This window comes from Microbacterium algihabitans, assembly GCF_032464975.1.
GTDB lineage: Bacteria > Actinomycetota > Actinomycetes > Actinomycetales > Microbacteriaceae > Microbacterium > Microbacterium algihabitans.
On sequence record NZ_JAWDIU010000002.1, the window covers coordinates 331103 to 355267 of the forward strand.

A 24165-nucleotide genomic window follows, 5' to 3' on the forward strand; every position below is an offset into this window, starting at 1 on the left:
AGGGACAAACTCGCGAAGCCTCGCGGACGCTTTTCAGGAAGCTGGTGCCCGGACCAGATTGGTCGACACCTCCTTCATCTTCGAAGCACGATTTGGGAGACGCATCCTTGTCTCGCGTGCACGAAGAGTGGATGCTCTTGCTTCGGCTCGGCTCATGAAGGGAGTCAAGGCAGCGACTGACGGGTTCCGGGTAGACCTGCTACTCGCAATTAAGACAATCTATTTCAACCAGCGAATGCTTCTAGAGATACCCGCGGCGAAGAGAGTGCACTACTCGTTCGATGACGTATCAAACAGGCGCAACTTGTCGAGCGGCTATCTCCGGCATGAGAAGCTGTGGGACCTTATAGGCACAACCAAACAGCACAACGTCATGGAAATCGAGGCAAGAGGTGGCAACCCGCTTTTCCAGTGGGCAGCCTACGACCCGCGCCTTCACAAGCGTGAGACAGATTTCCTTGATCGTAAGTATGCCATCGGATTTGTGGGAGCCATGCGCGAGGATCGAGAGGGCCTCCCGGATTTTATGGCCCACGCTTCCGGGCGAGACAATGCAGTTATCGCGGGCCCCAGATGGAACAGGCGCTACCCTGACGGCCACCCCGGCATCGATATGCTTCCTGCGCAGATGGGACCCGCATACACTCGACTCGCGAATGATGTCCAAGGTGGACTAGTTCTACTGAATTCCGAGAACAGAGACCAGCACACCAACCGATCTATCGAGACTCCGGCCACTGGCCAACTTGTGATCGCCGAAGACACTGAAGAGCACCGACAGCTGTTTAGCGATGGTACATCAGCACTACTATTTTCAAGTCTTTCCGAAGCCGCCGAAAGAATCCGCGAGATGAGACACGACCGTCACCGCGCGTCCCGAATCGCTCAGGAAGGGTACCGTAGGATCTCAGCGGGTGGCTTTACATACAAAGACCGAGCGTCGGAACTGTTGCGCTGGTCAAGGAACACATGATGGCGCTTCAGTTAGCTCTCCTCGCGCTCACGCAAGCAGTACTAGTACTGCAGGTCCTCATTGCGCGACGGTCGGGCGGGGCACTCGGGCTTCTTCTCATCGCTCAGGCTGTTTTCTGGACACTGGGATTCGTCGTCAGGCCTGCATTCATGGTCATCGCGCAACCAACCGAACGAGACCTCCTTGCCGATCCCAGGCTAGCCCTATCCGGGTATGCATCTTCAACGACCGAAGTTATCGGCGTAGCTCTCGCGGGATTTGTCGCGTACTTGGCGAGCCTCGCAGTACTTATCAGAGTCCTGCCGGACCACAAGAACCATCCCTCCTTTGACAGCCCGACCCGTCAGGATTCACGAGCCTTGATTCTGCTCTCGGGCATCGTGCTCTGGGCGACTGGATGGGTGGGCAGAGCCGCTCTCCTGACTGGAGCGGGAGGAATACTCCAACAGCTGCAACCGATGGCCGTGACTGGGTCCGTACTAATCATTCTTGGACTAAGCAGGAGGAAGTCTCACAACCTCGGTGTTTTAGTGGTCATGCTCTGCGAAGTTTTGTGGTCATTTTCCTTCGAGTCGAAGGCGGCTCTAATCATCCCAGCGCTGGCGCTACTGCTTAGATGGACCCTGCAAGAACGAACAAGCCTTCTGCAAAAATACGCGCCTCTAATCGCGATTGGTATCGCATGTGGATTCTTCGCTATTCAGTCAGCCCGCGGTATTCTTACTGGTGAGGACGTCACCGCTATCCAGGGAGCCGTTGGCGGCGGTGTTGCGGTCGCATACCTCGTCGGACTCCTCCAGCGCTTCGACGGTTTTTCTTCCGTCACGGACGCTGTCTTTCTAAACGGGACGGCGTGGCAATCAAGCGGTGAATACTTGGGCAGATTGGTTACGAACCTGATCCCCAAATTTGGGGCTGAACAGGTAGCCACCAACGGTCAGATCTGGACTCGTGAGGTGCGCACGTATTCCGTACCAAATCAGTTTCTGGACGTTCCAATCGCGGCGGGACCCACAGCCGAGGGTTTTGCCATGTGGGGAGTCAGCGGCGTGATCTTCCTCAACGCGGTAATGGCACTGTTAATCATCTTGCTGGCGCGCCTGATTCAGTCAGGTAATGTTTTTGGAGTTATCCTGGGCGTATCGATGACATTCAACACGGGATTCTTCGAAATTGGACTTCAAGGATGGACGGGGCAGCTCAACAAGTCGATTCAGGCCCTCATTGTCGCGACTCCTTTCATTTTGAATCTATGGCTCGCGCAAGGGATTGCACGGCAGCAGAACGCTCCTTCAAGTAACGATGACAGGCAAGCCGCAGTCGCGAGGTCAAGCAAAGGAAGTTCATGATCGTAGTTGGTGCTCACCCTCTTGCTAATCCCAGCATGCGGAGATACACGAAGCTTCTGTGCGAAGCCTACGAACGCAGAGGTGAATTCGGTGGCTTAATTGAGCCGTCTTCAGCAATCAGTAGTCGGGTGCCGCCAAAGATGCGAAAGTGGGCTCGTTATCTTGAGCAGATACCGACCGCGCTACGCGTACGCTCGGTCTCTCGGTCTACCAACATTCATCTTGCAGACCACTCGGACGCAGTGTTCCTAGCTGGTGCGAACAGGCCCGGATCGGTCGTCACCTGCCATGACTTGATCGCGGTCGCCGCAGCATCTGGTCTACTCCCCGAGCACAAAGTTGGGCTCATGGGACGCCTGTATCAACGTCTGGTTGTCAGCGGGCTGAGGAATGCTGGTTTGATTATCTCCGTGAGCCGCACAACCGCCTCGGACGTGGCTCGATTTACAAGCCGTCACTCGCCGGTACTGCTCAATCCGCTTGCCAAGACCTTGACCCCCTCCGATAGCGCCCCGAAGACCCCGTATCTCCTGGTTGTGTCCAATACTGGCTGGCGGAAGCGCCGCTGGTTGGCGATCGAGGCATGGCTAGCCATACGAGCGGCCTCGTCGATGGAACTTCGACTCGTTATTGTTGGCAACGGTCACGACCTCAAAGAAGAGAACTTGCTCACTGCCCTCGAGCCGCGCGTGCGAAACAGCGTCGAGATCAAGAGCCATCTCTCTGACGGAGATTTGGCGGATCTATACTCGTCCGCGACACTTCTGCTCCAACTCTCGAAGTACGAGGGGTTTGCCTGGCCGATCATCGAGGCAAACTCCGTAGGAACATTAGCCATCTGCGCCGACGAGCCAATCTTGCGGGAGACAGGAGAGGGAAACTTTTTCGTAGACGCAGATGGTCTTGGACGCGTCGCTAAATCCGGCTGGAACGATGCAATGCGCCTCGCGGGGGACGTTGGGATTCAAAGCAAACTGCGAGCACGTGCCAATACATTCTCAATAGAAAATTTTGACCGTGGATTGGGCGAAATTCTTCATGCATCCTTGAAAGACGCCAATGGATTTTAGTCCCCCGTCAGCGGCCCCGCACGGCTTTCCGGTCAAAATGGGACATGCGCACTATCCCCGATGCGTTCCTGTAAGTACAAGAGATAAACCGCCGGTTATCGATGAGAGTTCAGGACATATTTTTGTCCGACGGAATAATAACCGGTTTGCCGCAAACTATTGAGCGTTCAACCTATGTTTGAGTCGAAGTGAACTTGTATCGTAGAATGGCGGCCGGCGTAGCCGCTGGCGCGTACACTCAGCTCGTAAGCATCATCCTGCAGCTGGTGACAGTCCCCATCTTCCTGTGGCGCTGGTCTTTGGAGGAATACGGCATCTGGCTCGTCATCAGTGCGGCGCAGACATATTTTGCGCTGTCTGAGTTTGGAGTTATCTCGGCTGCGGGCTCGAGAATGACGGTCCTTTATGGCCGCGCAGCCTTCACCGGGGCAAATCGAGTGTTCGGGGCAGCCGTCTCATTCGTCACGGTAACCTTCTTGGCCCTGGTGGTTCTCTCACCGATAGTTACCATCGCCGCGCAAGGACTGGGGCTGCCACTTGACTTCTCGCTCGCGGCGGGCCTATTGGTTGTGAGCGTCGCGATGGCGCAAGTTGGCGGCTTGTCCTTCGTCGTGTATCAGGCTAGCGGCCGTAACCATCGCGGGGTCGCATCGATCGCGAATACTCGTGTTGCTGAGTGGCTGGGTGGAATTGTCGGTCTCCTCCTGACTAACTCTCCCATTTTCGTAGCGCTTGGAATGCTCTTGGGGCGCACGATAGCGACCGCGCTGGTGCTTCGAGACTCCTTGAAGGGGCAGTCAGTTTTCAGCATTAGGCTGGTTCGCTGGCGCTACGTTCGCTTGCATCTCACGCAGTCGTTTGCAAACTTTTCGATAACCTTGGCCAGCAGTCTGTCAATCCAGGGCGTGACGATTCTGGTCGGCGTGTTCTACGGCGCGTCCGACGTCGCTATATTTAACATTTATCGAACCGCGGCTCGAATAGTAGTGCAAGCAACCGCTATCGTCAGCCACGCAGCATGGCCAGAGTTTGCCGCACTGCACGGTTCTGGCTCCGTCGACAGAATGAAGGCGTTCTACAAGCGGATTCAAAAGACCAGTTTGGGTCTCTCCACAGTCGCATGCGTCGCCCTGATCTGTGGGTTCCCACTCCTGCTTCTCCTCTGGACTCACAACACGGTACCGCTGAACTGGGGGCTAGTTCTTGCGGTTTCCTCATACGCAATGCTCGCCAGTTGCTGGCATGTCCCGCGTGTGCTGTTGACCGCCGTGGGAGACAACCGCGGCGTGTCGCGCGCGGCAGTCGTTGCCGCCTTGGTGGTCGTGGCGTCGGCAACTCTTCTCGGCGCCGCTCGTGCCGAGATTTGGACCCAGGCAGTTGGTATGGCTGTGGGCGAGGCAATCGCAGCTATTGTGACGATCCGCCTTGCCGGACGCTGGTTAGCGCGCAGATAAGCTACCGCCTCGCGCGCTCCTGTGATGCGTTCGCATTGGAAGTCATCGGAGCAGTGCGCCCACGGCGGTCAATATTAGAAAAGAAAAGTTATAGGTTGCGTGGAGAATGACGGCTCCCCATATCCTTCCGCTCGCAATGACGACAATGCCGCAAGCCACTGCGACTAGCGTGAGCTGCAGAATGTCTGGAACAGCCAAACTCGAAAACGCGCCATGGACTATGAGAAACGAGCCGACGGCCCCCAGCAGGGCCGTGACGGCAGCGCTGATGAAATTCCAGCTCCTGCGCACTAGCCGATAGATCGAGACCAGCAGCAGTCCGCGGAAGAACAACTCTTCAACCGTGGGCGTAAAAAATGTGGTCAGTAATGCGACAACAAGCCAATCTCCCACCGTTCCGCCGGAAAAGTCAGCCGACGGAAAAGGCTGACTATTTGCCCCGCTAATAATCCCGTAGAATATTCGGAGACCAATCCCTGCCGCAATCCCAACTACGAAGTCGCCGAATCGAAATTCGAAAAGCCCACGCGGGATACTGCGGAAGAAGGCAAATCCCACGACAATCGCGAGACTCGATGAGAACACAACTGTCGAGAGAGTCGGGCAACAGTTCAGCCCCCGGGCGAGCGAAGCAAAGATCGCTCCCAGTCCGAGGACGACTAGACAGGCTGCAACGACCGTTGCGTTCAAGCCGCCAGCAGCCGGAGCGTTGAACCTCCAGTCGCGGACACGAGTACGAGGCACTAGTAGCAGCGACCGCCCGCGGCCAGTTGGCCGGCTCGCTTTCATCTGTCCACGGACTGTGGATGGTTGTTCTCGTTCGTCCTGATCCACTTGATCAAGTTACCGAAAGAGCGCCGGACTCGCGTGACCTCACGTTGGGACCGAGTCCGGTGCCGCACTTGTCTCCCGCGCAAACCGCGTCTGCTCGCAATTTCTCATGCGTCGTCCCGACCACCGGGCCCCGCTGGTGCGGAGCGACCGATCGAGCGCAGCAGGTGCGATTGAGCGTGCATGTTACGGAAACTTTTCGAAACATTCCGTGTGGCACACTTGGACGCAAGACGAGCCCTCCCGCGGCCGACAGCTTGTTTCGAAAGGCACCATGGAGCTCAGCGACTACGTCCGAATCCTTCGCAAGAACTGGCCCGCTCTCGTCGTTTTGACCGCGCTGGGCGCGGGGACCGGGTTGGGCTACACGTTCACTCGTAGCCCGATTTTCGAGTCGTCGAGCACGATCTTCGTGTCAACGCAGGCTGGAAGCAGTGCAGCGGAACTCCAGCAGGGGTCCAGCTTCACTCAGGCGCGCATCAACACCTATGTCGGGTTGGTAGATACGCCGTTGGTGCTGAACCCTGTGATCGAGGACCTCGGCCTTTCGATGAGTCCTGAGCGTCTCGCGACGGAGGTCAGCGCGTCGGCCACCCTCAACTCAACCCTGCTCACCATCGAGGTTTCTGACCAGAACGCCGATCGCGCGGCTGAGATTGCGAATGCGGTGGCCTCCAGCTTGTCCACAGTCGTACCGCGACTCGAGCCCGAGGCGACGGATGGCTCAAGTCCGGTGCAGCTGAGCCTCGTCCGCGAGGCTCAGCCGGCGCTTGCCCCGAGCAGCCCGAACTTGCCCTTGAACCTCGCGATCGGGCTCGCCATCGGCCTCGGCGCAGGTATTACCTTTTCTATGCTCCGTACTCGTTTGGACAATCGTGTCCGCACCGCTCGCGACGCCGAAACCATCACGGGGGCTCCCGGTATTGGTGCGATCGCGTTCGATGCCAAGGCGACCGAACGACCACTCATCGTGCACGCAGATCCGCTCAGCCCTCGCGCCGAGTCGTTCCGGGCGTTGCGCACGAACTTGCAATTTCTGGACATGGGCGGGCGCGCGAGCTTTGTCATAACGAGCTCGATCCCAAGTGAAGGCAAGTCGACCACGACCATTAACCTCGCAATTGCGCTCGCCGATGCTGGAAAGCGAGTGGCCCTGCTGGATGCGGATCTACGTAAGCCTAAGGTTGCTGAGTACCTTGGGGTCGAGGGCGGAGCTGGCCTGACGGATGTTCTGATTGGCCGCGCCAACGTGAACGAGGTAATGCTTCCGTGGGGCGGCCGATCACTCTACGTGCTGCCCGCCGGAAAGATTCCCCCAAACCCAAGCGAACTCTTGGGCTCGAAGGCCATGGACAAGCTGCTCTCGATGCTGGAGCGAGAGTTCGATGTAGTGCTATGCGATGCGCCGCCTCTCCTCCCCGTAACCGACGCGGCCATCCTTGCCCGTGGAACAAGCGGCGCCCTGATGGTTGTCTCGGCCGGACGCACGACGAAGCATCAGCTTCGAGCAGCGACTGAAGCGTTGACTACGCCGGGCGCAAAACTGGCTGGCTTCGTGATGTCGATGGTGCCTACGCGTGGCCCCGACTCCTATGGCTACGGGAACGGCTACGGCTACGGCTACGGCTACGGCTACGGGCTGTCCGAAGAATCTTCAGGCGCGCGCGAAGGCGAGTCCCGCCGCGAGGTGGGAGTTAGGCGCACTTCGAAAGCCGGACCAGCAGTTCCTTCCGAGCCTGGGTCCTCAATGCGGCGAGCTTCGCGCGAGGCATACAACGGAGACTGACGGTGTCGGCATCACGATTTGTGCCACCTTCGAGGCGCGGCGCGGGCCGCGCTCTCGTCTTAGTCCTCGCGCTCGGGCTCTTGCTGAGTTTCGCGACAATAGTTTGGGTGGGTGTTACGGGGCTGCTTGCTTATCAACATCTTTCCCGCGTCCAAGCCGGTGCGTCGGAAACCGTCGCTCTAGTCTCCGAGGACCCCGCCTCCGCAGTATCGCAACTGGATAGCCTGGCTCAGGAGGCCGCTGCAGCACGCAGTCTTACATCAGGACCTGCCTGGGACGTCGCGTCTCTCCTTCCCTGGATTGGACCGCAAGTTGCGGCATTTCAAACCGTTACCGCATCGGCAGACACTCTCTTGGCCGGGAGCTTTCTCCCGCTGGCGAGTGCGGCTGAAGGCGTCACCGTAGAAGATCTTCGCCCAGTCGATGGACGCATCAACCCGAGCGTTTTGAGTGCCGTCGTCGCGCCAGCAAGTGCAGCCGCTGGTCCCGCACGTGAGGCTGCTGAGGCGGTACGCGATATCGACCGCACCCCACTCCTTGGAGTGATCGCCGCTGCTGTCGACAAGGCTGACGACGCATTCTTGCGTTCAGCGACTCTCATCGACGCCCTCGCGCGCACCTCAGTGCTCCTACCAGACCTGCTCGGCCAGGACGGCGAACGAAAGTACTTGGTGCTGGTTCAGAACAATGCCGAGTGGCGGTCGCTTGGTGGAATTTCCGGTAGCGCCATTCTTCTCCGCACAGAGGACGGAGCGGTCTCGCTCGGTGACACTGAGTCGGCCACGGCGCTTTCGCGTGACACACCCGAGCCCATCATGGACCTGCCTGAGCAGATAACTTCCATCTACGGCACGCGTCCAGCGCGCTACTTCCACAATCTGACCGAGATTCCGGATTTCTCCGTAGATGGAAGCATCGCGAAAGAGTTTTACGCGAAAAAAACTGGAGTGTCCGTCGACGGGGTGATCGCCGTCGATCCCGTCCTACTCTCATACGTGCTCGCTGCGACCGGGCCAGTGAATCTCCCAGACGGGGAGAGGCTGACATCGAGTAACGCTACGACTCTTTTGATGAGGGATGTGTACGAGCGGTATCCGGACCCCGTCCAGCAAGATGCGTTCTTCGCGGCCGCGACCGGAGCCACTTTCCAGGCGCTCCTAGACGGGCGCGGGTCGGCAGCCGGGCTCATTTCAGCGCTTAGCCGAGCCGGAGATGAGCATCGGCTTTTGATCTGGAGCGCCCGTGCCGACGAGCAGTCCGTGCTCGCGGGGACTAGCATTGCGGGCCCGCTCCCGACAAGTGACGGACGGACGACACGCTTCGGGGTCTATTTGAATGATGGCGCGGGCTCAAAGATGAGCTACTTCGTGAGCCCGCGGACCTCCCTGACGTGGGACTCATGCCCGTCGGCCAGTGGCGATGAGAATCGAGTACTCCGTCTCCATCTCGACCTTGTGAGCACGGCGCCCGCAGATGCCGCCACGTCTCTACCCCTATACATCACAGGCAACGGCGCCTACGGTACTGCGCCCGGTACTGCCAAGGTGGTCGCGAACTTTTACCTCCCCCAAGGTTTCAACCTGACCTCTGCGGAGTCCACGAACGGCGCAAGCTTCGAGAGCGCCTCCTACGATAGGCGGACCGTTCTCACCGTCGGCGTTGACGTTGCGCCACAGCAATCGATCGGTATAGACATCGTGGTTCAGGGGGCGTCCATGGCACCAGACGCCGAGGCATTCGTCACGCCGACCGCGGACCCGGACCTCGACCCCATAGTGCGGGCGCCCTGCCGAGGTGTGGCGGGGGCGTCATTGCGGTAACTGGCCTTCGCTCGGCACCTCCGCCAGCGTGCCGTTGGGTCACGTGGCCGTCATCGTTGGCTTACCTGTTGGTCATAGATCCATTGCCTAGCTCGTGCGCGGAGCTGCAATGGCCGCTGGGCGGTGCAATCGCTCCATTTGCGAAATGTTTACAATGCGGAAACGCTCTCAGTTTGCTTCCAGTAGACGCCTAAGCAATACTCAGAATGATCTTTCACTCACTCGACGCTTCAACGTTGTCCACCCCTTGCGCACTACAGGGGCAACGCCTATGGAGCGGTCCATCTCAGCACCGGCACGCCGGTAACGAAAGCAGGCACTCATGAAGCTCAACATCACGAAGGCGGGCGCGTCTCTCGCCCTCGCCGGCGCGCTGCTCTTCGCAGCCCCGGCTGTCGCTCAGGCCTACGTGCCCTCGAGCCCCGACACCGTCACCCTGACTGTCACCTCGAATGGTCCCGTTCCGGTCGCGGGCTTCCAGCCCGGCGCACCGGTGACCTTCACGCTCGTCGGCGTGGGCGTCACAGGTGCCAACATCGCCACGGCCAACCTCCCTGTCTCGTCGGCCTCGGTCACGAAGACGGCTGACGCCTCGGGTAGCGCGACTGCAGTGGTGACGCTGCCCGCCAACCCCGTCGGTTCTTACACGCTGGCAGCAACTGGCGCCCGCGCCGACGGCTCCACCGGCGGCGGCTCCGGTAGCGGTACTGGCGGTGGCACCAACGCCGGCGGCAGCGAAGCTCTCCCTGCAACTGGTATGGACGCAAACTCGATGCTCGGCATCTGGGTCGGCGGCGGAGCCCTCGTGCTCGCCGGTGCGGCTGTCATGGTCGTCACCAAGACGCGTCGCCGCAACGAAAGCGCGTAAAACACCTCTACGAAGGGCCGTCATCGACTCAGGTCGGTGGCGGCCCTTCGTCGTTCCCGCCGGTGCTCCGCACGTCCGAGAACCGCCCAGACTTCACCCGCTCCCGCCGCGCCGGCCGCATCCGGACGCGCGCGCTAGCGTGCTCCACGTGAACGACTGGATGTCATCTCCTAAGTGCGGCGAATGCCTCGTTTCACTCGAACCCTTCGGCTCCCTCATCGAGGCGTGCTGGCGGTGCCCCGAGTGCCTCGAGGTCACCGCGCCGGAAGACATCGGCATCCGGTGGCAAGACGCCATCGACAACCGCGGACGAGAGACCGGCCTGCCCGAAGACCCCTTCGAGCCCGGCTGGGAGCCCATCTTCGAAGACGACTGACCCCACACCCACGAACTGCGTTGCGGCCCCCCGGCTCGCTTTATCCAGCCCACAGCACCACACACCCCACAGACTGCGTTGCGGCCCCCCGGCTTGCACCACCTCCCCCACCGCGCACCTCGCGCCCCACAGATTGCGTTGCGGCCCCCCGGCTCGCCACACGCGGCGTCACGCCTCGCGCGTCAACCCACCTCGATGCGGCCCCCCGGCCCGCTTCACTGGGCTCATGCTCTTCTCCCCCCGCCTCGATCGCGCGCGTCGCGACCGCCGCTCCCCCGCCCTCCCGGCGCCGTCTGCGGTGTGCGCGTGACCGACGTCGAGATGGCGCGGATCTCCGCCGGCAGCGTGCTGCGCGGCGATCTGCGCGGCGTCGAGCGACGCGAGATCGTCGTCGAGGCCTTCGAGATCGGCGTCTACCCGGTGACCGAAGAGCAAGTGGCCGACCTCATCGGCATCCCGGCGCGCAATCCGCGGCATCCGGCGACCGAGATCAGCTGGCTACGCGCCATCCGCCTCTGCAACGCCCTGAGCGAGTGGGAGGGCCTCGACCCGGTCTACTCGTTCGACGGCGAGGTGGTGCGCCCCGACCCCGACTCCGACGGCTTCCGCCTGCCCACTGAAGACGAGTGGGAGTACGCCTGCCGCGCCGGCGCCACCGGGCCCGCCTACGGCGCCGTGCGCGACATCGCCTGGACGGCCGCAGACGGCCTGCGAGGCCCCGTCGACGTCGGGGGACGGATGCCGAACCTGCACGGCCTCTTCGACACCCTCGGCAACGTCTGGGAGTGGTGCAGCGATCTCTACGACCCCGAGGGCGAGAGCGACGCGCGCGTGTTCCGGGGCGGCGGCTGGTCGGATGCCCCGGCCGAGGTGCGGGCGGCAGCACGACGCGGAGGGCGACCGCGCGATGCCTTCGACGACGTCGGCGTGCGGGTCGCGCGGGGGCCGATCCCCGGTCTCGGGTGAGGTTGCGCCTCAGCGCGGGCGAAACCGAGTGCCCGCGAACGGGGTGCGGAGAGGGCCTCAGTCGTCCGTCGAAATGGCGGTGGTGAGTTCGTCCATGAAGCGGGTGATGGTCTCGAGCTGCTCGTCGTCGAACGCCGCCGCGGTCTCGCTCATGGCCATGAGATGACCACCGAAGTGCCGGAAGAACTCGCGCCGCGACTTCTCGGTGAGCACCACCACGCGGGCACGGCCGTCGGAGGGGTGCGGCCGCCGCTCGAGATGACCCGCCGCAACGAGACGATCGATGAGCTTCGTGGTCGACGCGGTCGAAATGCGCAGATGCGTCGCCACGTCGTGCGGGCTGACCATTTGCCCGCGACGTTCGCGAATGGTCAGCATGCGCAGCGTCGCGAGGTCGCTGGCATTCATATCCATATCGCCCTTCATGCCGCTGTGCATGCGGTCGAGAGCGTCACTGAGCGATTGCACCGCGGTGAGCGTTTGCATCACCGAAGGCCTTGTACCAGAGGTCGACACGGCATCCGTCACAGTGGACACCCCCTTTCACCCTAGGTATAGTCAGGCTCACATCGCTAGCTAAACTAGCAAACGGGAGGCACGATGAGCGAGACCGAATATGTCGTCCTCCTGGACGACTTCGGCAACGAGATTGGCACGGCGCCCAAGGCTAGCGTGCACGGCACCGACACCCAGCTTCACCTCGCATTCTCATGTCACGTTGTGAATGCAGCCGGAGAGGTTCTCGTCACGCGTCGCGCTTTGCACAAGAAGACCTGGCCGGGTGTCTGGACCAATTCTTTCTGCGGCCACCCCGGTCCCGCCGAGCCCGTGCTGTCGGCGGTTCACCGTCGCGCCGAGTTCGAAGTGGGTCTCGCCGTGCGCGACCTCGAGCTCGCACTCCCCCTGTTCCGTTACCGCGCGGTCGACGCCAGCGGCATCGTCGAGCACGAGATCTGCCCCGTCTACGTCGCGCGCACCGACGCCGAGCCCCAGCCCAACCCCGACGAGGTCGCCGAGTACCGCTGGGTCGACCCGCTCGAGCTCGCCGCCTCGCTCGAGGCCACGCCCTGGGCGTTCAGCCCGTGGCTCGTTCTGCAGGCGCAGCAGCTTCACCTCTTCGAGACACCCCAAGCGGTGAGGCGCGCGTCATGATCGCCCTCGCCTCGACCTCCGTGGCCCGTCACGGCATCGACGCCGAGATCGACGCGGCGCTCTCTCGCCTCGAGGCGCGCTCGCAGCGACTCGGCGACGGCGCCCAGGCCCTGGCATCCGCCATCCGCCGCGCGACGGACGGTGGCAAGCGCTTCCGCCCGCTGCTCGTGGTGGCCGCGTTCGAGACGCTCGACGGCCCCGACATCGCACTGCCCGCGCTGTACCAGGTGGCCGCCGCGTTCGAACTGCTGCACACCGCCTTCGTCGTGCACGACGACGTCATCGACCACGACACCGAGCGCCGCGGCGTGCCCAACGTCGGCGGGGAGTTCCGCCTGCGCGCCAGCGACAAGGGGGCGGATGCCGCCGGCGCGGCCCTGCTCGGAGACGCCGCCGCGATCCTCGCCGGTGACCTTCTGCTGCACGAGGCCGGACGCCTGATCGCCCTGGCCGAGATCCCCTCGACGCTGCGCGCCGAGCTGCTGGCCCTGTTCGACGAGGCCGTGCTCGTGTCGGCGGCCGGAGAGCTCGCCGACGTCGAGAACGCCGTGTCGCCGGGCGAAGCCGACCCCGACACGGTGCTGCGCACCACGCACGACAAGACCGCGGTGTACTCGTTCTCGGCCCCCCTCGAAGCCGGAGCCGTCATGGCCGAGGCCGACGCCCCCACGCGCCACGCGCTGCAGCGCTTCGGCCAGCGCCTGGGTCTCGGCTACCAACTGATCGACGACCTCATCGGTGCGTTCGGCACGGCCGCCGCCTCGGGCAAAGACGAGGGTTGCGACCTGCGCGAGGCGAAGAAGACCCACCTCATCTCGCTCGCGCGAGAGACGGAGAGCTGGCCCGAGGTCAGCGAAGCGCTCGCTCAGGCCCACACGGGTCCGGTGGCGATTCGCGCCGCCCAGGTCGCCCTGTCAGCCTCGGGGGCCCGCGCACGCCTCGAAGACCTCGTGTGCGAGACGCTCGACGAAGCGCGGGCGATCGTCACGGCATCCACTCTTCCGGCCGCGTGCCGCGCGATGCTGCTCGAACTCGTCGACGCCGTGCAGGAGCGCGTTCCGTGAGCACCGCGCCCACGGGCCTCGAACTGTATTCGCAAACCGCCGACGCGGCCGCAGCCGCCGTCATCCAGCGCTACTCCACCTCGTTCGGCATCGCCGCACGCCTGCTCGGGCCCCGCCCGCGCCCGCACGTGCGCAACATCTACGCCCTCGTGCGGGTGGCCGACGAGATCGTCGACGGCCCCGCGCGCGACGCCGGCCTCTCGCCCGAGCGCGAGCGCCAAGTGCTCGACGGCCTCGAGCAGGAGGTGCGGGATGCCATCGAGACCGGGTTCAGCGCGAACCTCGTCGTGCACGCCTTCGCCCGCACCGCGCGAGAGTGCGGAATCGGCGACGACCTGATCGCGCCGTTCTTCACCTCGATGCGCACCGACATCGACACCGCCGAGCACGACGATCTGTCGCACGACGCCTACGTCTACGGCTCGGCCGAGGTCGTCGGGCTGATGTGCCTGCAGGTGTTCCTCAACGCCGGCATGTCGGCCCCCGCCCAGCCCGCGGCCGACCTCGTCGACGGCGCGCGGCGGCTGGGAGCGGCGTTCCAAGACGTCAACTTCCTCCGCGACCTCGCCGACGACGCCGACCGCCTCGGCCGCGACTACCTCGACGGCGCGGCCGACGACGAACGCCGTGTCGCCGTGCTCGACCGCATCGACGCCGACCTCGCCGCCGCGGCATCCGTCATCCCCCACCTGCCGCCCGATTGCCGCGCCGCGGTCACGACGGCCCACGACCTGTTCGCCGAGCTGTCTCGGCGACTCCGCTCCTCCCCCGCCGGCGCACCCCGCGTCCGCGTTCCCGACGGTGTCAAAGCCACCCTCGCCGCCCGCGCCCTGCTTGGTCGCCCCCCGAAAGGTTCACGCTCATGAGCGCCCAGCGCATCGTCGTCGTCGGAGGCGGAATCGCCGGTCTCGGAACCGCCGCCCTGCTCGCCGACCGCGGATACGACGTCCAGCTCTTCGAGGGCCGTGACGCCCTCGGCGGGCGCGCCGGCTCGTGGGAGAGCGACGGCTTCCGCTTCGACACCGGCCCCAGCTGGTACCTCATGCCCGAGGTGTTCGACCACTTCTTCCGCCTGCTTGGCACGAGCGCCGCGGAAGAGCTCGACCTCGTGCGCCTCGACCCCGCGTACCGCGTGTACGGTCCTCCCGGGCAAGGCGAGCCGATCGACATCGTGTCGGGCCGCGAAGCCGTGCGCGAACTGTTCGAGAAGCACGAACCCGGCTCGGGCGACAACATCGACGCCTACCTCGACTCCGCGAAAGACGCCTACGAGCTGTCGACGTCGAAGTTCCTCTACGACCCGTACTCGTCGACCAAGGGCCTGCGCGACCCCGCGTTGGTGAAGCGTCTCCCCACGCTCATCCCCCTGCTCACCCGCACCCTGTGGAAGCGTGTCACCACCGACTTCAAGAACACCCGGTTGCAGCAGATCCTGGCCTACCCCGCGGTGTTCCTCGGCGGATCGCCCTTCGAGGTGCCGAGCCTGTACCACCTGATGAGTCACCTCGACCTGGGCGACGGCGTGCTGTACCCCAAGGGCGGCATGACCGAGATCATCAAGGCCATCGAGAAGCTCGCGCGCGAACGCGGAGTGCGCATCGAGACCTCGTCGCCGGTCGAAGCGATCATCACCGAGTCGGGGCTCGCGCGCGGCGTGCGCCTCGCCGACGGTCGAGTGATCGCCGCGGATGCCGTGGTCTCGGGCGCCGACCTGCACCACACCGAGAACGAGTTGCTCGAAGAGAAGGACCGCCAGTACCCCGAGCGCTGGTGGAAGGACAAGGTGCCCAGCCCCGGCGCCCTGCTGCTGCTGCTCGGCGTGAAGGGCGAGCTGCCGCAGCTCACCCACCACACGCTGCTGTTCACTGACGACTGGCACACCAACTTCGACGCCATCTTCGGCGAGAACAAGATGATCCCCGACCCCGCGTCGATCTACATCTGCCGCCCCAGCGCCTCCGACGACTCCGTCGCACCCGAGGGACACGAGAACCTGTTCGTGCTCGTCCCCGTGCCCGCCGACCCCGACAGCGGGCGCGGAGGCGTCTCGGGCGCCGGCGACGAGCGGATCGAGAAGGCCGCCGACCGCGTGATCGCGCAGATCGCCGAATGGACCGGCATCCCGGATCTCGCCGACCGCATCGTGGTGCGCAAGACCATCGCTCCCGAGGACTTCAAGGAAGACCTGCACGCCTGGCATGGCAACTCGCTGGGACTCGCGCATACGCTCAACCAGAGCGCGATCTTCCGCCCGAAGAACCGCTCGCGCAAGGTCGAGAACCTCTTCTACGCCGGCACCTCGGTGCTGCCGGGCATCGGCCTGCCGATGTGCCTCATCTCGGCCGAGCTCGTGGTCAAGCGCATGACCGGCGACACCACCGCCGGCCCCCTGGCGGAACCCGCGCACGCGGCGGTCTGAGGTGCCGGGGATCTACCTGGGCGCGATCCTCTTCTCGCTGATCGGCATGATGCTGATCGACTGGAAGTACTCGCTCGCGCTGCGGGTCGCTCCTCTCCGCACCGCGCTCGCGGTGCTGGGCGGCACGGTGTTCTTCCTCGCATGGGACCTCGTCGGCATCGCCACCGGGGTGTTCGTGAAGGGTGAGAGCCCGCTGTTCGTCGGCGTGATGCTCGCCCCGCACCTGCCGCTCGAGGAACTGTTCTTCCTGCTGTTCTTGAGCTACCTGGCGATCGTGATGTTCGCGGTGTTCGAGCGGCGGTCTTCTGCTCGGTCTACTGCGTCGGCGTCGGACGCGGGGGGTTCGGGCTCGGCGGGTTCGGACGCGCGGGGCTCCGGCTCCGCGGCCACGGACGCGCGGGGGGCGTCGTGACCTACCCGCTCATCGTCGTGCCGTTCGTGGTGATCACGCTGATCGTGACGCTGGCGACGGCGCGGCGTCCGCGGTTCCGCGAGCGCATGGCATCCGCCGCCCTCACCGCCCTCGTGCTGGTGGGCCTCACCCTCGTGTTCGACAACCTCATGATCGCCGTCGATCTGTTCTCGTACCCTCAAGAGCACCTCAGCGGACTCAAGCTCGGACTCGCGCCGATCGAGGACTTCGCCTACCCGCTGTGCGCGGCGTTCCTCGTGCCGTCGCTGTTCACCCTGCTCTCGCCTCGCCACGCCCCGAAGGACACCGCATGACCACCCCCGCCCTCACCCCCGGACGCGTGGTGCGCGAACTGTTCGTGTCGTCACGGCCCGTCAGCTGGATCAACACGGCCTTCCCCTTCGCTGCGGCCTACCTGCTGACCACGCGCCAGATCGACGCGCCGCTGATCGTCGGGATCATCTTCTTCCTCGTGCCGTACAACCTCGCGATGTACGGGGTGAACGACGTGTTCGACTACGAGTCGGACCTGCGCAACCCCCGCAAGGGCGGAACCCACGGCGCCGTGCTCGCCAAGCGCATGCACCCCATCACGCTGTGGGCCTCGGCGCTGTCGTGCCTGCCGTTCGTGGTGTACCTCGTGATCATCGGGTCGCCGCTGTCGTGGCTCGTGCTCGCGCTGAGCCTGTTCTTCGTCGTGTTCTACTCCGCGCCGCCGCTGCGGTTGAAGGAACGCCCGTTCCTCGACTCGATGACCAGCAGCATCCACTTCTTCTCGCCCGCGATCTACGGCCTCGTGCTCGCGGGAGCTGTGTGGACCTGGCAGCTCGTGTTCGTCTTCATCGCGTTCGCGCTGTGGGGCATCGCCTCGCACGCGTTCGGCGCCGTGCAAGACGTCGAGGCCGACCGCGCCGCCGACATCTCATCGATCGCCACCGCCCGCGGGGCGCGATGGACCGTGCGCTTCGCGCTGGTTTGCTACGGGCTCGCGGGGGTGGCGATGCTGTTCACCGCGTGGCCGGGGCCGCTGGCCGCGCTGCTGGTGCTTCCGTACCTCGTCGTGTGCTGGCCGTACCGGAACGTGACGGATGCCGAGAGCGACCGCGCCACCGCCGGCTGGAACCGCTTCTTGTGGCTCAATCAGATCGCCGGCTTCGGCACGACGATGCTGTTGATCTGGTGGTGGTTCATCAGCGCGTGAGCGCAGGTCGCTGAGCTTGTCGAAGGGACCGGGCAGCCAGGTCCCTGAGCTTGTCGAAGGGACCGGGACCCGCGGTGACCCAGGTCCCTGAGCTTGTCGAAGGGACCGGGACCCGCTGTCCACCGGCGCGCGACACAGGTCCCTGAGCCTGTCGAAGGGACCGGGACCCGCTGTGGGCAGCCAGGTCCCTGAGCTTGTCGAAGGGACCGGGACCCGCGGTGGCCCGGTGGCTTCGACAAGCTCAGCCACCTTGATTCGACAGGCTCAGCCACCTTGCTAGGTCCCTGAGCCTGTCGAAGGGACCGGGACCCGCTGTGCACCGGTGGCTTCGACAGGCTCAGCCACCTCTACCGCCGCGCGACTTGCTGGCTTCGACAAGCTCAGCCACCTTGCTAGGTCCCTGAGCTTGTCGAAGGGACCGGGACCCGCGGTGGCCCGGTGGCTTCGACAAGCTCAGCCACCTTGATTCGACAGGCTCAGCCACCTTGCCGCCGCGCGACTTGCTGGCTTCGACAAGCTCAGCCACCTTGATTCGACAGGCTCAGCCACCTCTGCCGCGGGAACGACGACGCCGGCGCCCCGCTGTGCGGGACGCCGGCGATCGGTCGAGCGGGGGTCAGCCCGCGGGGGTCTCCGACGGAGCCGGGGTGGGCGACGTGGTCGCCGTGCCGCCCTGGCCGTTCGTCTCGAGGTCGAGCAGGCGCTGGACGGCCGCGGTGAGGCGGGCATCCTGTGTGGCGAAGGCCGCGAGGTCACCGCTGGTCAGCGCCGCTTGGCGAGCGTTCAGCGCGTCACGCGCCTCCTGCAGGGCCGCGGCGTAGTCGCCCGTCGGAACGGTCGTGCCGCCACCCGTGCCACCCGTCGTGCCTGAACCCTGGTCGGTCGGGGTGACGGTCTCGTCGCCCGTATTCGCTCCGGAGTCACCGCCGAACAGCGAGTCGAGCGCTTCGCTCAGCGTGTTCTCGAACGCGATCTTGTTGCCGAACGCGACGAGCACGCGCCGCAGCTGCGGCAGCTTGGTGTCACCCGACGACTGGACGAAGACCGGCTGCACGTACAGCAGACCGCCACCCACCGGCAGGGTCAGCAGGTTGCCGTTGAGCACCTGCGACTGTCCCTGTTTCAGGATGTTGATCTGCGACGACACGTTGGTATCGGAGTCGAAGGTGTTCTGCACCTGGCCGGGTCCGGGGACCGTGGTCGACGAATCGATCACGAGCATTCGGAGCTTGCCGTAGTCGTCGCGTTTGGTGCCCTGCTGGTCGCCCGCGTTGGAGTCGACGGCCATGTAGCCCGTCAGCACGTTTCGCGCCTGACCGCCCTGCGACGCCGGGATGAAGCTGGTGAACATCGAGTACGACGGGTCGTCCTGGTTCGGCATCTTCATCGTCAGGTAGTACGGCGGCTGGAAGGTCGCCGGGTCCTGCGGGTCGTTCGGAGTGGTCCACCGGTTGTCCTGGCGGTAGAACGACAGAGCGTCGTCGACGTGGTAGACGCCGAGCATCGAGCGCTGCACCTTCATCAGGTCGGTCGGGTAGCGCACGTGGCTCATCAGGTCGGCCGACATGTCGGTCCACGGCTTGAGGGTCGTGGGGTAGATGTTCTGCCACGCCTTGAGCAGCGGGTCTTGGTCGTCCCACGCGTACAGGCTCACCGAGCCGTCGTAGGCGTCGACCGTGGCCTTGACCGAGTTGCGGATGTAGTTGATGTCATCGAGCGCGTAGGTCGGAGCCGGGTTGTTCGAGTCGGCGATCGCGCGCGAGAGCGACACGCTCGACGAGTACGGGTAGTTCGCGCTCGTCGTGTAGCCGTCGATGACCCATTTGATGCGACCGTCGACGACCGTGGGGTACGGGTCGCTGTCGAGCGTCAGGTAGGGCGCGAGCTTCTGCACGCGCTCCTTCGGGTTGCGGTCATAGAGGATCTGCGAGTCGGGGTTCACGTTGTCGGAGAACAGGATCTGCTCCGACTGGAACTTCAGCGCGTAGATGAGGCGGTTGAAGACGTTGCCGACACTGGGTCCACCGTTGCCGGTGAAGGTCGTGCGCGTCTCGGTGCCGCCGTCGGCGCCCAGCGGGTAGTCGAGCTCGATCGGCTCGCCACCCTCGGGGCCGCCCACGATCGAGTACGGCGGGGACTGCTCGCCGAAGTAGATGCGCGGCTCGTACTTGCGGTCGGTCAGGAAGCCGGTGCCCGGGATCGCCTGCTCGAGGAAGACGGGGTCGCCGTCGGCGGTGCGCTCGTTACCGGCGGCCGCGACCATGCCGTAGCCGTGCGTGTAGACGAGGGTCGTGTTCTGCCACGAGGCCGCGTCGCCGAGCTGACCGATGTTGAGCTCGCGCAGCGACACCACGGTGTCTTGCGTCTGCCCGTTGATCGTGTAGCGGTCGACGTCGAGCGGAGTGTTGAACTGGTAGTACGCGCGGTACTGCTCGAGCTGACGGACGGTCGGGCCGATGATGGCCGGGTCCATGATGCGCAGCTGCGCGGTGGAGTCGGCGTCGTTGCGCAGCTGGCCCGCCTGGGCCTGCGTCTCGGCCTGGAAGTTCTCTTTCTCGATGTTGTCGATGCCGTAGGCGGCCTTCGTGCCATCGAGGTTGCGCTGGTAGTACTGACTCTCGAGCGTGAGCTCGTTGGGGCGCACCTGGAAGGTGGTGACGGCCCACGGGATGGCCGCACCCACGACGATCGCCGAGACGACGAGCAGCGCGGTACCGATCAGCGGGTAGCGCCAGCGGCCGATGAAAGCCGTGACGAAGAACGCCAGCGCCACGATGACGGCGGCGATCGCGAGGATCGTCTGGCCGGGGATCACGGCGTTGGTGCCGACGTAACCGGGACCGGTGATGCGCTCGGACGGCTCGACGAGCGTGCGGAAGCGGTCGAGCCACAGGCTCGCACCCTGCAGCAGCAGGTAGACGCCGGCGAGGATCGCGAGCTGGATGCGCGCGGCCTTGGAGATGCGCAGCTCGCGTTGTCCGACGCGGACCGAGCCGTAGAGGTACGACACGACGGCCGTCAGCAGCAGGCACACCAGCACCACGGCCGAGGCGAAACCGAGCGCTGCCGCGTAGAACGGCATCCCGAACAAATAGAAGCCCGTGTCGAGCCCGAACTGGGGGTCGGTCACCGAGGTGCTGACGCCGTTGAACCACAGCCAGGTGGTCTCCCACTGCGCGGAGGCGGCGAAGCCGGCGAAGAAGCCGAAGAAGATCGGGATTCCCCACATCGCGAGGCGCCGCAGCGGCTCGACGACCTCTTGGTAGCGGTCGAGCTGCGAGCTCAGACGCGCGTATACGGGACGCAGGCGGTAAGCGAGCTGGATGACGCCCCACACCGGCACGGCCATCGCGAGGAAGCCGACGACGAACATCACCGTGCGACCGATCCACTGGGTGGTCAGAACGGTGGTGAAGCCCAGCTGCGAGAACCACAGCCAGTCGGAATAGAGGTTCGCGAAGACGAAGAACGCGACGACGAGCGCTGCGATCACCGCCAAAGTGATCGAGATGATCCGTCGGGAGCGGTTCGGCGGCGTGGCCTGGTTCGGCGCTGAGGTCGTGGTCACCCCTTCATCCTAGGCGCGGGGTTCTCGGGGTTCGCCGTGAAAGCTACGATCCCGAACCACACGTCGCAAGCGCGTCGAGATCGCCGTTGTCGCGGATCGTCTCGAGCACCGTCATCGACTGATCCAGCGTCGAGGTCGAGAAGACGCGGATGCCGTCGGGCACGTGCCCCACGACCTCGTTGCAGTTCGACTCCGGGGCCAGGAAGTAAGTGGCTCCGGCATCGAGCGCGCCATAGAGCTTCTGACGGATGCCGCCGATCGGGCCCACGTTGCCGTCGGCGTCGATCGTGCCGGTGCCGGCGATGTGCTGGCCTCCGGTGAGGTCGCCGGGCGACATCTTGTCGATGATGCCGAGCGCGAACATCATGCCGGCGCTCGGACCGCCGACGTCGTTAAGCTGGATCTTGACGTCGACGGGGAGGTCGAACGCCTGCATGAGTCCGACGCCCAGCAGGTACTGCTGCTGGCCGTTGACCGTCGTCTGCTGCGGCGTGATCTGCACCGTGGCGTCGGCGCCGTCGCGCTGGTAGGCCACGGTGACCGGTGCGCCCGCGGCCTTCTGGACGGCCGAGCGCACGGCATCCACGTTCGAAGCCGGAGCGCCGTCGACCGACAGCAGCACGTCGCCCTGCTGCAGCAGACCCGCCGCCGCGCCCTGGTCGTCGATCGTGCCGACCGCGATCTCGGCGGGCACGTCGTAGCCGAGCTGTCGCAGGGCGGCCGCGCTCGCCTCGAGCTGCGAGTCGCTCATGAGGGCGGCGTTCTCGCTCGTGCGCTGCTCGGTGGTCTGACCCGCGGGGAAGATGCGGTCGATCGGCACCACGGCGCGCGAGCGGTCAAACCACGCCATCGCGAGCTCGATCCACGACGGGGTGCGCTCGCGGTTGCCGCTGACCTGAACCGTGAGCAGGTCGAGCTGGCCGGTGGTGGTGTCGTCCTGCTCGTTCGGAACGGTGATGAGCGGCACCTGCTCGCCGTCGGCGTTCGGTGAGGTGCCGAGGGTGTTGTACACCGGGCCGGGCTGCTGGATGACGTAGGCCGAGGGCACGAACGTGAGCACGAACAGCACGATCACGGCCACCGTCAGCGACCACACGCCGATGACGGTGCCGCGACGCCACGGCTGTCGGGGCGCGGGCTCGAGGCGGACGTTCTCGTCGAAAAGGGACACGAAGCTCAATCCTTGACCGGGGTCGTTCGCGCGGGGCGTAAGCGCCGCGGGGCCCGGCCGGTAGATGCGGGGAAACCTGCGACTAGCGTAGAGAACCATTCCCCAGACCTGGCTGAAAGGCGGCTGAAGTGGCAGACGACGACCGTGGCGGCGAGCAGAGCCCCGAGGAAGAGTTCCAGGAGCTCATGCGCCGCCTGATGTCGGGCGACACCAGCGGCATCGATCCCGAGATGCTCTCGCGCCTGTCGGGCATGCAGATCGACCCCGCCATGCTGCAGGCCGTCATGAACCAGCTGCAGGGCGCCTTCGCCGGCACGCAGGAAGGCGTCGACTGGAGCCTCACCGAGCGTCAGGCCCTGCACATCGCCAACCAGGACGGCCTGGGCGTCACGACCGGTCAGAAGACCGACCTCGACCAGGCGTTCACGCTCGCCGCCCTCTGGCTGGGCGCGGCGACCACCATCTCTGACCTGCCTCGCCCTCCCCGCGCCGTCACGCGCGGTGCGTGGGTCACCGCCACGCTGCCCGTCTGGCAGGAGCTCGCCGAGCCCGTCGCCACGAGCATCGCCGACGCGCTCACCGCAGCCCTCGGCCAGCAGGCCCCCGAAGACATGCAGGAGATGATCGCCGGCGCCGGACGCCTCATGCGCACCGTCGGCGGCTCGCTCTTCGCCACGCAGCTCGGCCACGTCGTCGGCCGCCTGTCGACCGAGGTCGTGGGTGGCGGAGACGTCGGCATCCCGATCATGCCCGAGGGCGACGCCGCGATCCTGCCGCAGAACTTCGCCGACTTCGGCCGCGACCTCGAGATCCCCGACGACCAGCTCGCGCTCTACCTCGCGACGCGCGAGCTCGCGCACGCACGCCTCTTCCGCCACGCGCGGTGGCTGCGCCTGCACGTCATCTCGCAGGTGCGCGACTTCGCCCACGGCATCCGCGTCGACACCGACGCCCTCGAGGAGCTCGCCTCGCGCTTCGACCCCTCGCAGCCCGACGAACTACGCGGGGCGCTCGAGAGCGGAGCCCTGCTGCCCGAACGCAGCCCCGAGCAGACCGCGGCCCTGACGCGGCTGGAGAACCTGCTGGCCACGATCGAGGGCTGGGTCGACGTCGTGACCGAAGACGCCACCTCGCGGCTTCCGTCGGCGGGACGCATCGCCGAGGCCGTGCGCCGACGCCGCGCCGTCGGTGGACCCGCCGAGCAGGCGCTGGGCGCACTGGTCGGCCTCGAACTGCGCCCGCGCCGCATGCGCGAAGCCGCCGCGATGTGGCGCGCCGTCACCGACGCCGTGGGCGTCGAGGGCCGTGATGCACTGTGGGACTACCCCGACCTCATGCCGTCGTCGGAAGACATCGACGACCCCGCGGCGCTCATCGCGCGGGTGACCGCCGCGTCGCGCGGTGAAGCGGCGCCCTCGGACGAGATGGACGACGCGCTCGCGCAGTTGTTGGCGGAAGAGGCCGACGGCGGGCGGGATTCGGGTGCGGATGCCGAGGAGTCGGGCGAGACGCCTGGTTCGGGCGATGCTTCGGGTGAGGGCCTCTTGCGGCGAGACCTGCGGGAAGGTCGCTCCGACGACGCGTCCGATCGCGACGCGCGGGACGGCGACGAGGACGGCGCTCCGGGAGACCAGCGGCCCGTGTGACCGCTGCGGCGGTGTCCGCGGCGTTGGGGTCGCGAGGCG

At 65.0% G+C, this 24165-nt stretch carries 21 protein-coding genes; 17 read left to right on the forward strand and 4 right to left on the reverse strand.

The annotated features are described in order from the left end of the window. Positions 1–154: 154 nt before the first annotated feature. From RWH43_RS08870 to RWH43_RS08885, 4 genes are all read left to right on the forward strand, one after another. Complete coding sequence (locus RWH43_RS08870; RefSeq protein ID WP_316001265.1) at positions 155–973, forward strand: glycosyltransferase family protein; 819 nt, start codon at positions 155–157, stop codon at positions 971–973. Beyond that, positions 973–2322: a hypothetical protein gene (locus tag RWH43_RS08875; RefSeq protein ID WP_316001266.1), complete on the forward strand. Its 1350-nt coding sequence runs from the start codon at positions 973–975 to the stop codon at positions 2320–2322. The genes RWH43_RS08870 and RWH43_RS08875 overlap by 1 nt, the downstream gene beginning before the upstream one ends. Before the next feature lie 347 nt (positions 2323–2669). Next, a complete protein-coding gene (locus RWH43_RS08880) occupies positions 2670–3392 on the forward strand; it encodes a glycosyltransferase (protein ID WP_316001267.1) in 723 nt (240 codons plus the stop codon). Positions 3393–3598: 206 nt separating this feature from the next. Continuing rightward, entirely contained in the window at positions 3599–4846 is a 1248-nt protein-coding gene (locus tag RWH43_RS08885) for a lipopolysaccharide biosynthesis protein (protein WP_316001268.1), read from the forward strand. 42 nt (positions 4847–4888) lie between these two features. Here RWH43_RS08885 and RWH43_RS08890 read toward each other — a convergent pair whose 3' ends face one another. Beyond that, a complete protein-coding gene (locus RWH43_RS08890) occupies positions 4889–5680 on the reverse strand; it encodes a CPBP family intramembrane glutamic endopeptidase (protein ID WP_316001269.1) in 792 nt (263 codons plus the stop codon). 271 nt (positions 5681–5951) lie between these two features. Between RWH43_RS08890 and RWH43_RS08895 the strand changes: the two genes are divergently transcribed. The 5 genes from RWH43_RS08895 to RWH43_RS08915 all read left to right on the forward strand — a co-directional run bounded on the left by RWH43_RS08895 (position 5952) and on the right by RWH43_RS08915 (position 11493). Further along, entirely contained in the window at positions 5952–7463 is a 1512-nt protein-coding gene (locus RWH43_RS08895) for a tyrosine-protein kinase domain-containing protein (protein ID WP_316001270.1), read from the forward strand. 542 nt (positions 7464–8005) lie between these two features. Beyond that, positions 8006–9283: a DUF4012 domain-containing protein gene (locus RWH43_RS08900; RefSeq protein ID WP_316001271.1), complete on the forward strand. Its 1278-nt coding sequence runs from the start codon at positions 8006–8008 to the stop codon at positions 9281–9283. Positions 9284–9605: 322 nt separating this feature from the next. Further along, a complete protein-coding gene (locus RWH43_RS08905) occupies positions 9606–10151 on the forward strand; it encodes an LPXTG cell wall anchor domain-containing protein (protein WP_316001272.1) in 546 nt (181 codons plus the stop codon). 148 nt (positions 10152–10299) lie between these two features. Continuing rightward, a complete protein-coding gene (locus RWH43_RS08910; RefSeq protein ID WP_307212039.1) occupies positions 10300–10527 on the forward strand; it encodes a hypothetical protein in 228 nt (75 codons plus the stop codon). A 306-nt stretch (positions 10528–10833) separates the two neighbouring features. Beyond that, complete coding sequence (locus RWH43_RS08915; protein WP_316001273.1) at positions 10834–11493, forward strand: formylglycine-generating enzyme family protein; 660 nt, start codon at positions 10834–10836, stop codon at positions 11491–11493. Positions 11494–11550: 57 nt separating this feature from the next. Here the strand turns inward: RWH43_RS08915 and RWH43_RS08920 are convergent, their stop codons facing one another. Continuing rightward, the gene (locus tag RWH43_RS08920) at positions 11551–12021 is read right to left on the reverse strand and encodes a MarR family winged helix-turn-helix transcriptional regulator (protein ID WP_316001274.1); all 471 of its coding nucleotides are present in this window, start codon (positions 12019–12021) and stop codon (positions 11551–11553) included. Positions 12022–12093: 72 nt separating this feature from the next. On the opposite strand from RWH43_RS08920, the gene idi reads away from it, so the two are divergent. Genes idi through RWH43_RS08955 form a run of 7 tightly spaced genes read left to right on the forward strand, consistent with a single transcriptional unit; the run spans position 12094 to position 17741 of the window. Continuing rightward, positions 12094–12645: an isopentenyl-diphosphate Delta-isomerase gene (gene idi / locus RWH43_RS08925; protein ID WP_230704825.1), complete on the forward strand. Its 552-nt coding sequence runs from the start codon at positions 12094–12096 to the stop codon at positions 12643–12645. After that, positions 12642–13709, forward strand: coding sequence for a polyprenyl synthetase family protein (locus RWH43_RS08930; RefSeq protein WP_144835112.1), 1068 nt, complete (start codon positions 12642–12644; stop codon positions 13707–13709). The genes idi and RWH43_RS08930 overlap by 4 nt, the downstream gene beginning before the upstream one ends. Then, the gene (locus RWH43_RS08935; protein ID WP_154096395.1) at positions 13706–14575 is read left to right on the forward strand and encodes a phytoene/squalene synthase family protein; all 870 of its coding nucleotides are present in this window, start codon (positions 13706–13708) and stop codon (positions 14573–14575) included. Before RWH43_RS08930 ends, RWH43_RS08935 begins: the two co-directional genes overlap by 4 nt. After that, a complete protein-coding gene (gene crtI, locus RWH43_RS08940) occupies positions 14572–16128 on the forward strand; it encodes a phytoene desaturase family protein (protein ID WP_316001275.1) in 1557 nt (518 codons plus the stop codon). The genes RWH43_RS08935 and crtI overlap by 4 nt, the downstream gene beginning before the upstream one ends. Position 16129: 1 nt before the next feature. Further along, a complete protein-coding gene (locus RWH43_RS08945; RefSeq protein WP_316001276.1) occupies positions 16130–16540 on the forward strand; it encodes a lycopene cyclase domain-containing protein in 411 nt (136 codons plus the stop codon). After that, positions 16537–16854: a lycopene cyclase domain-containing protein gene (locus RWH43_RS08950; protein ID WP_230704829.1), complete on the forward strand. Its 318-nt coding sequence runs from the start codon at positions 16537–16539 to the stop codon at positions 16852–16854. The genes RWH43_RS08945 and RWH43_RS08950 overlap by 4 nt, the downstream gene beginning before the upstream one ends. Further along, positions 16851–17741: a prenyltransferase gene (locus RWH43_RS08955; RefSeq protein WP_316001277.1), complete on the forward strand. Its 891-nt coding sequence runs from the start codon at positions 16851–16853 to the stop codon at positions 17739–17741. The genes RWH43_RS08950 and RWH43_RS08955 overlap by 4 nt, the downstream gene beginning before the upstream one ends. Positions 17742–18357: 616 nt before the next feature. Here the strand turns inward: RWH43_RS08955 and RWH43_RS08960 are convergent. Both RWH43_RS08960 and RWH43_RS08965 read right to left on the reverse strand, forming a co-directional pair. Further along, positions 18358–21309 carry a UPF0182 family membrane protein gene (locus tag RWH43_RS08960; RefSeq protein ID WP_144835122.1) on the reverse strand — a complete coding sequence of 984 codons (2952 nt, stop codon included), beginning with the start codon at positions 21307–21309 and terminating at the stop codon, positions 18358–18360. Between the two features lie 43 nt (positions 21310–21352). Next, on the reverse strand, positions 21353–22480 hold the full coding sequence (locus RWH43_RS08965; RefSeq protein WP_316001278.1) for a YlbL family protein: 1128 nt from the start codon (positions 22478–22480) through the stop codon (positions 21353–21355). A 185-nt stretch (positions 22481–22665) separates the two neighbouring features. Between RWH43_RS08965 and RWH43_RS08970 the strand changes: the two genes are divergently transcribed. Continuing rightward, a complete protein-coding gene (locus RWH43_RS08970) occupies positions 22666–24126 on the forward strand; it encodes a zinc-dependent metalloprotease (protein ID WP_316001342.1) in 1461 nt (486 codons plus the stop codon). Positions 24127–24165: the final 39 nt, after the last annotated feature.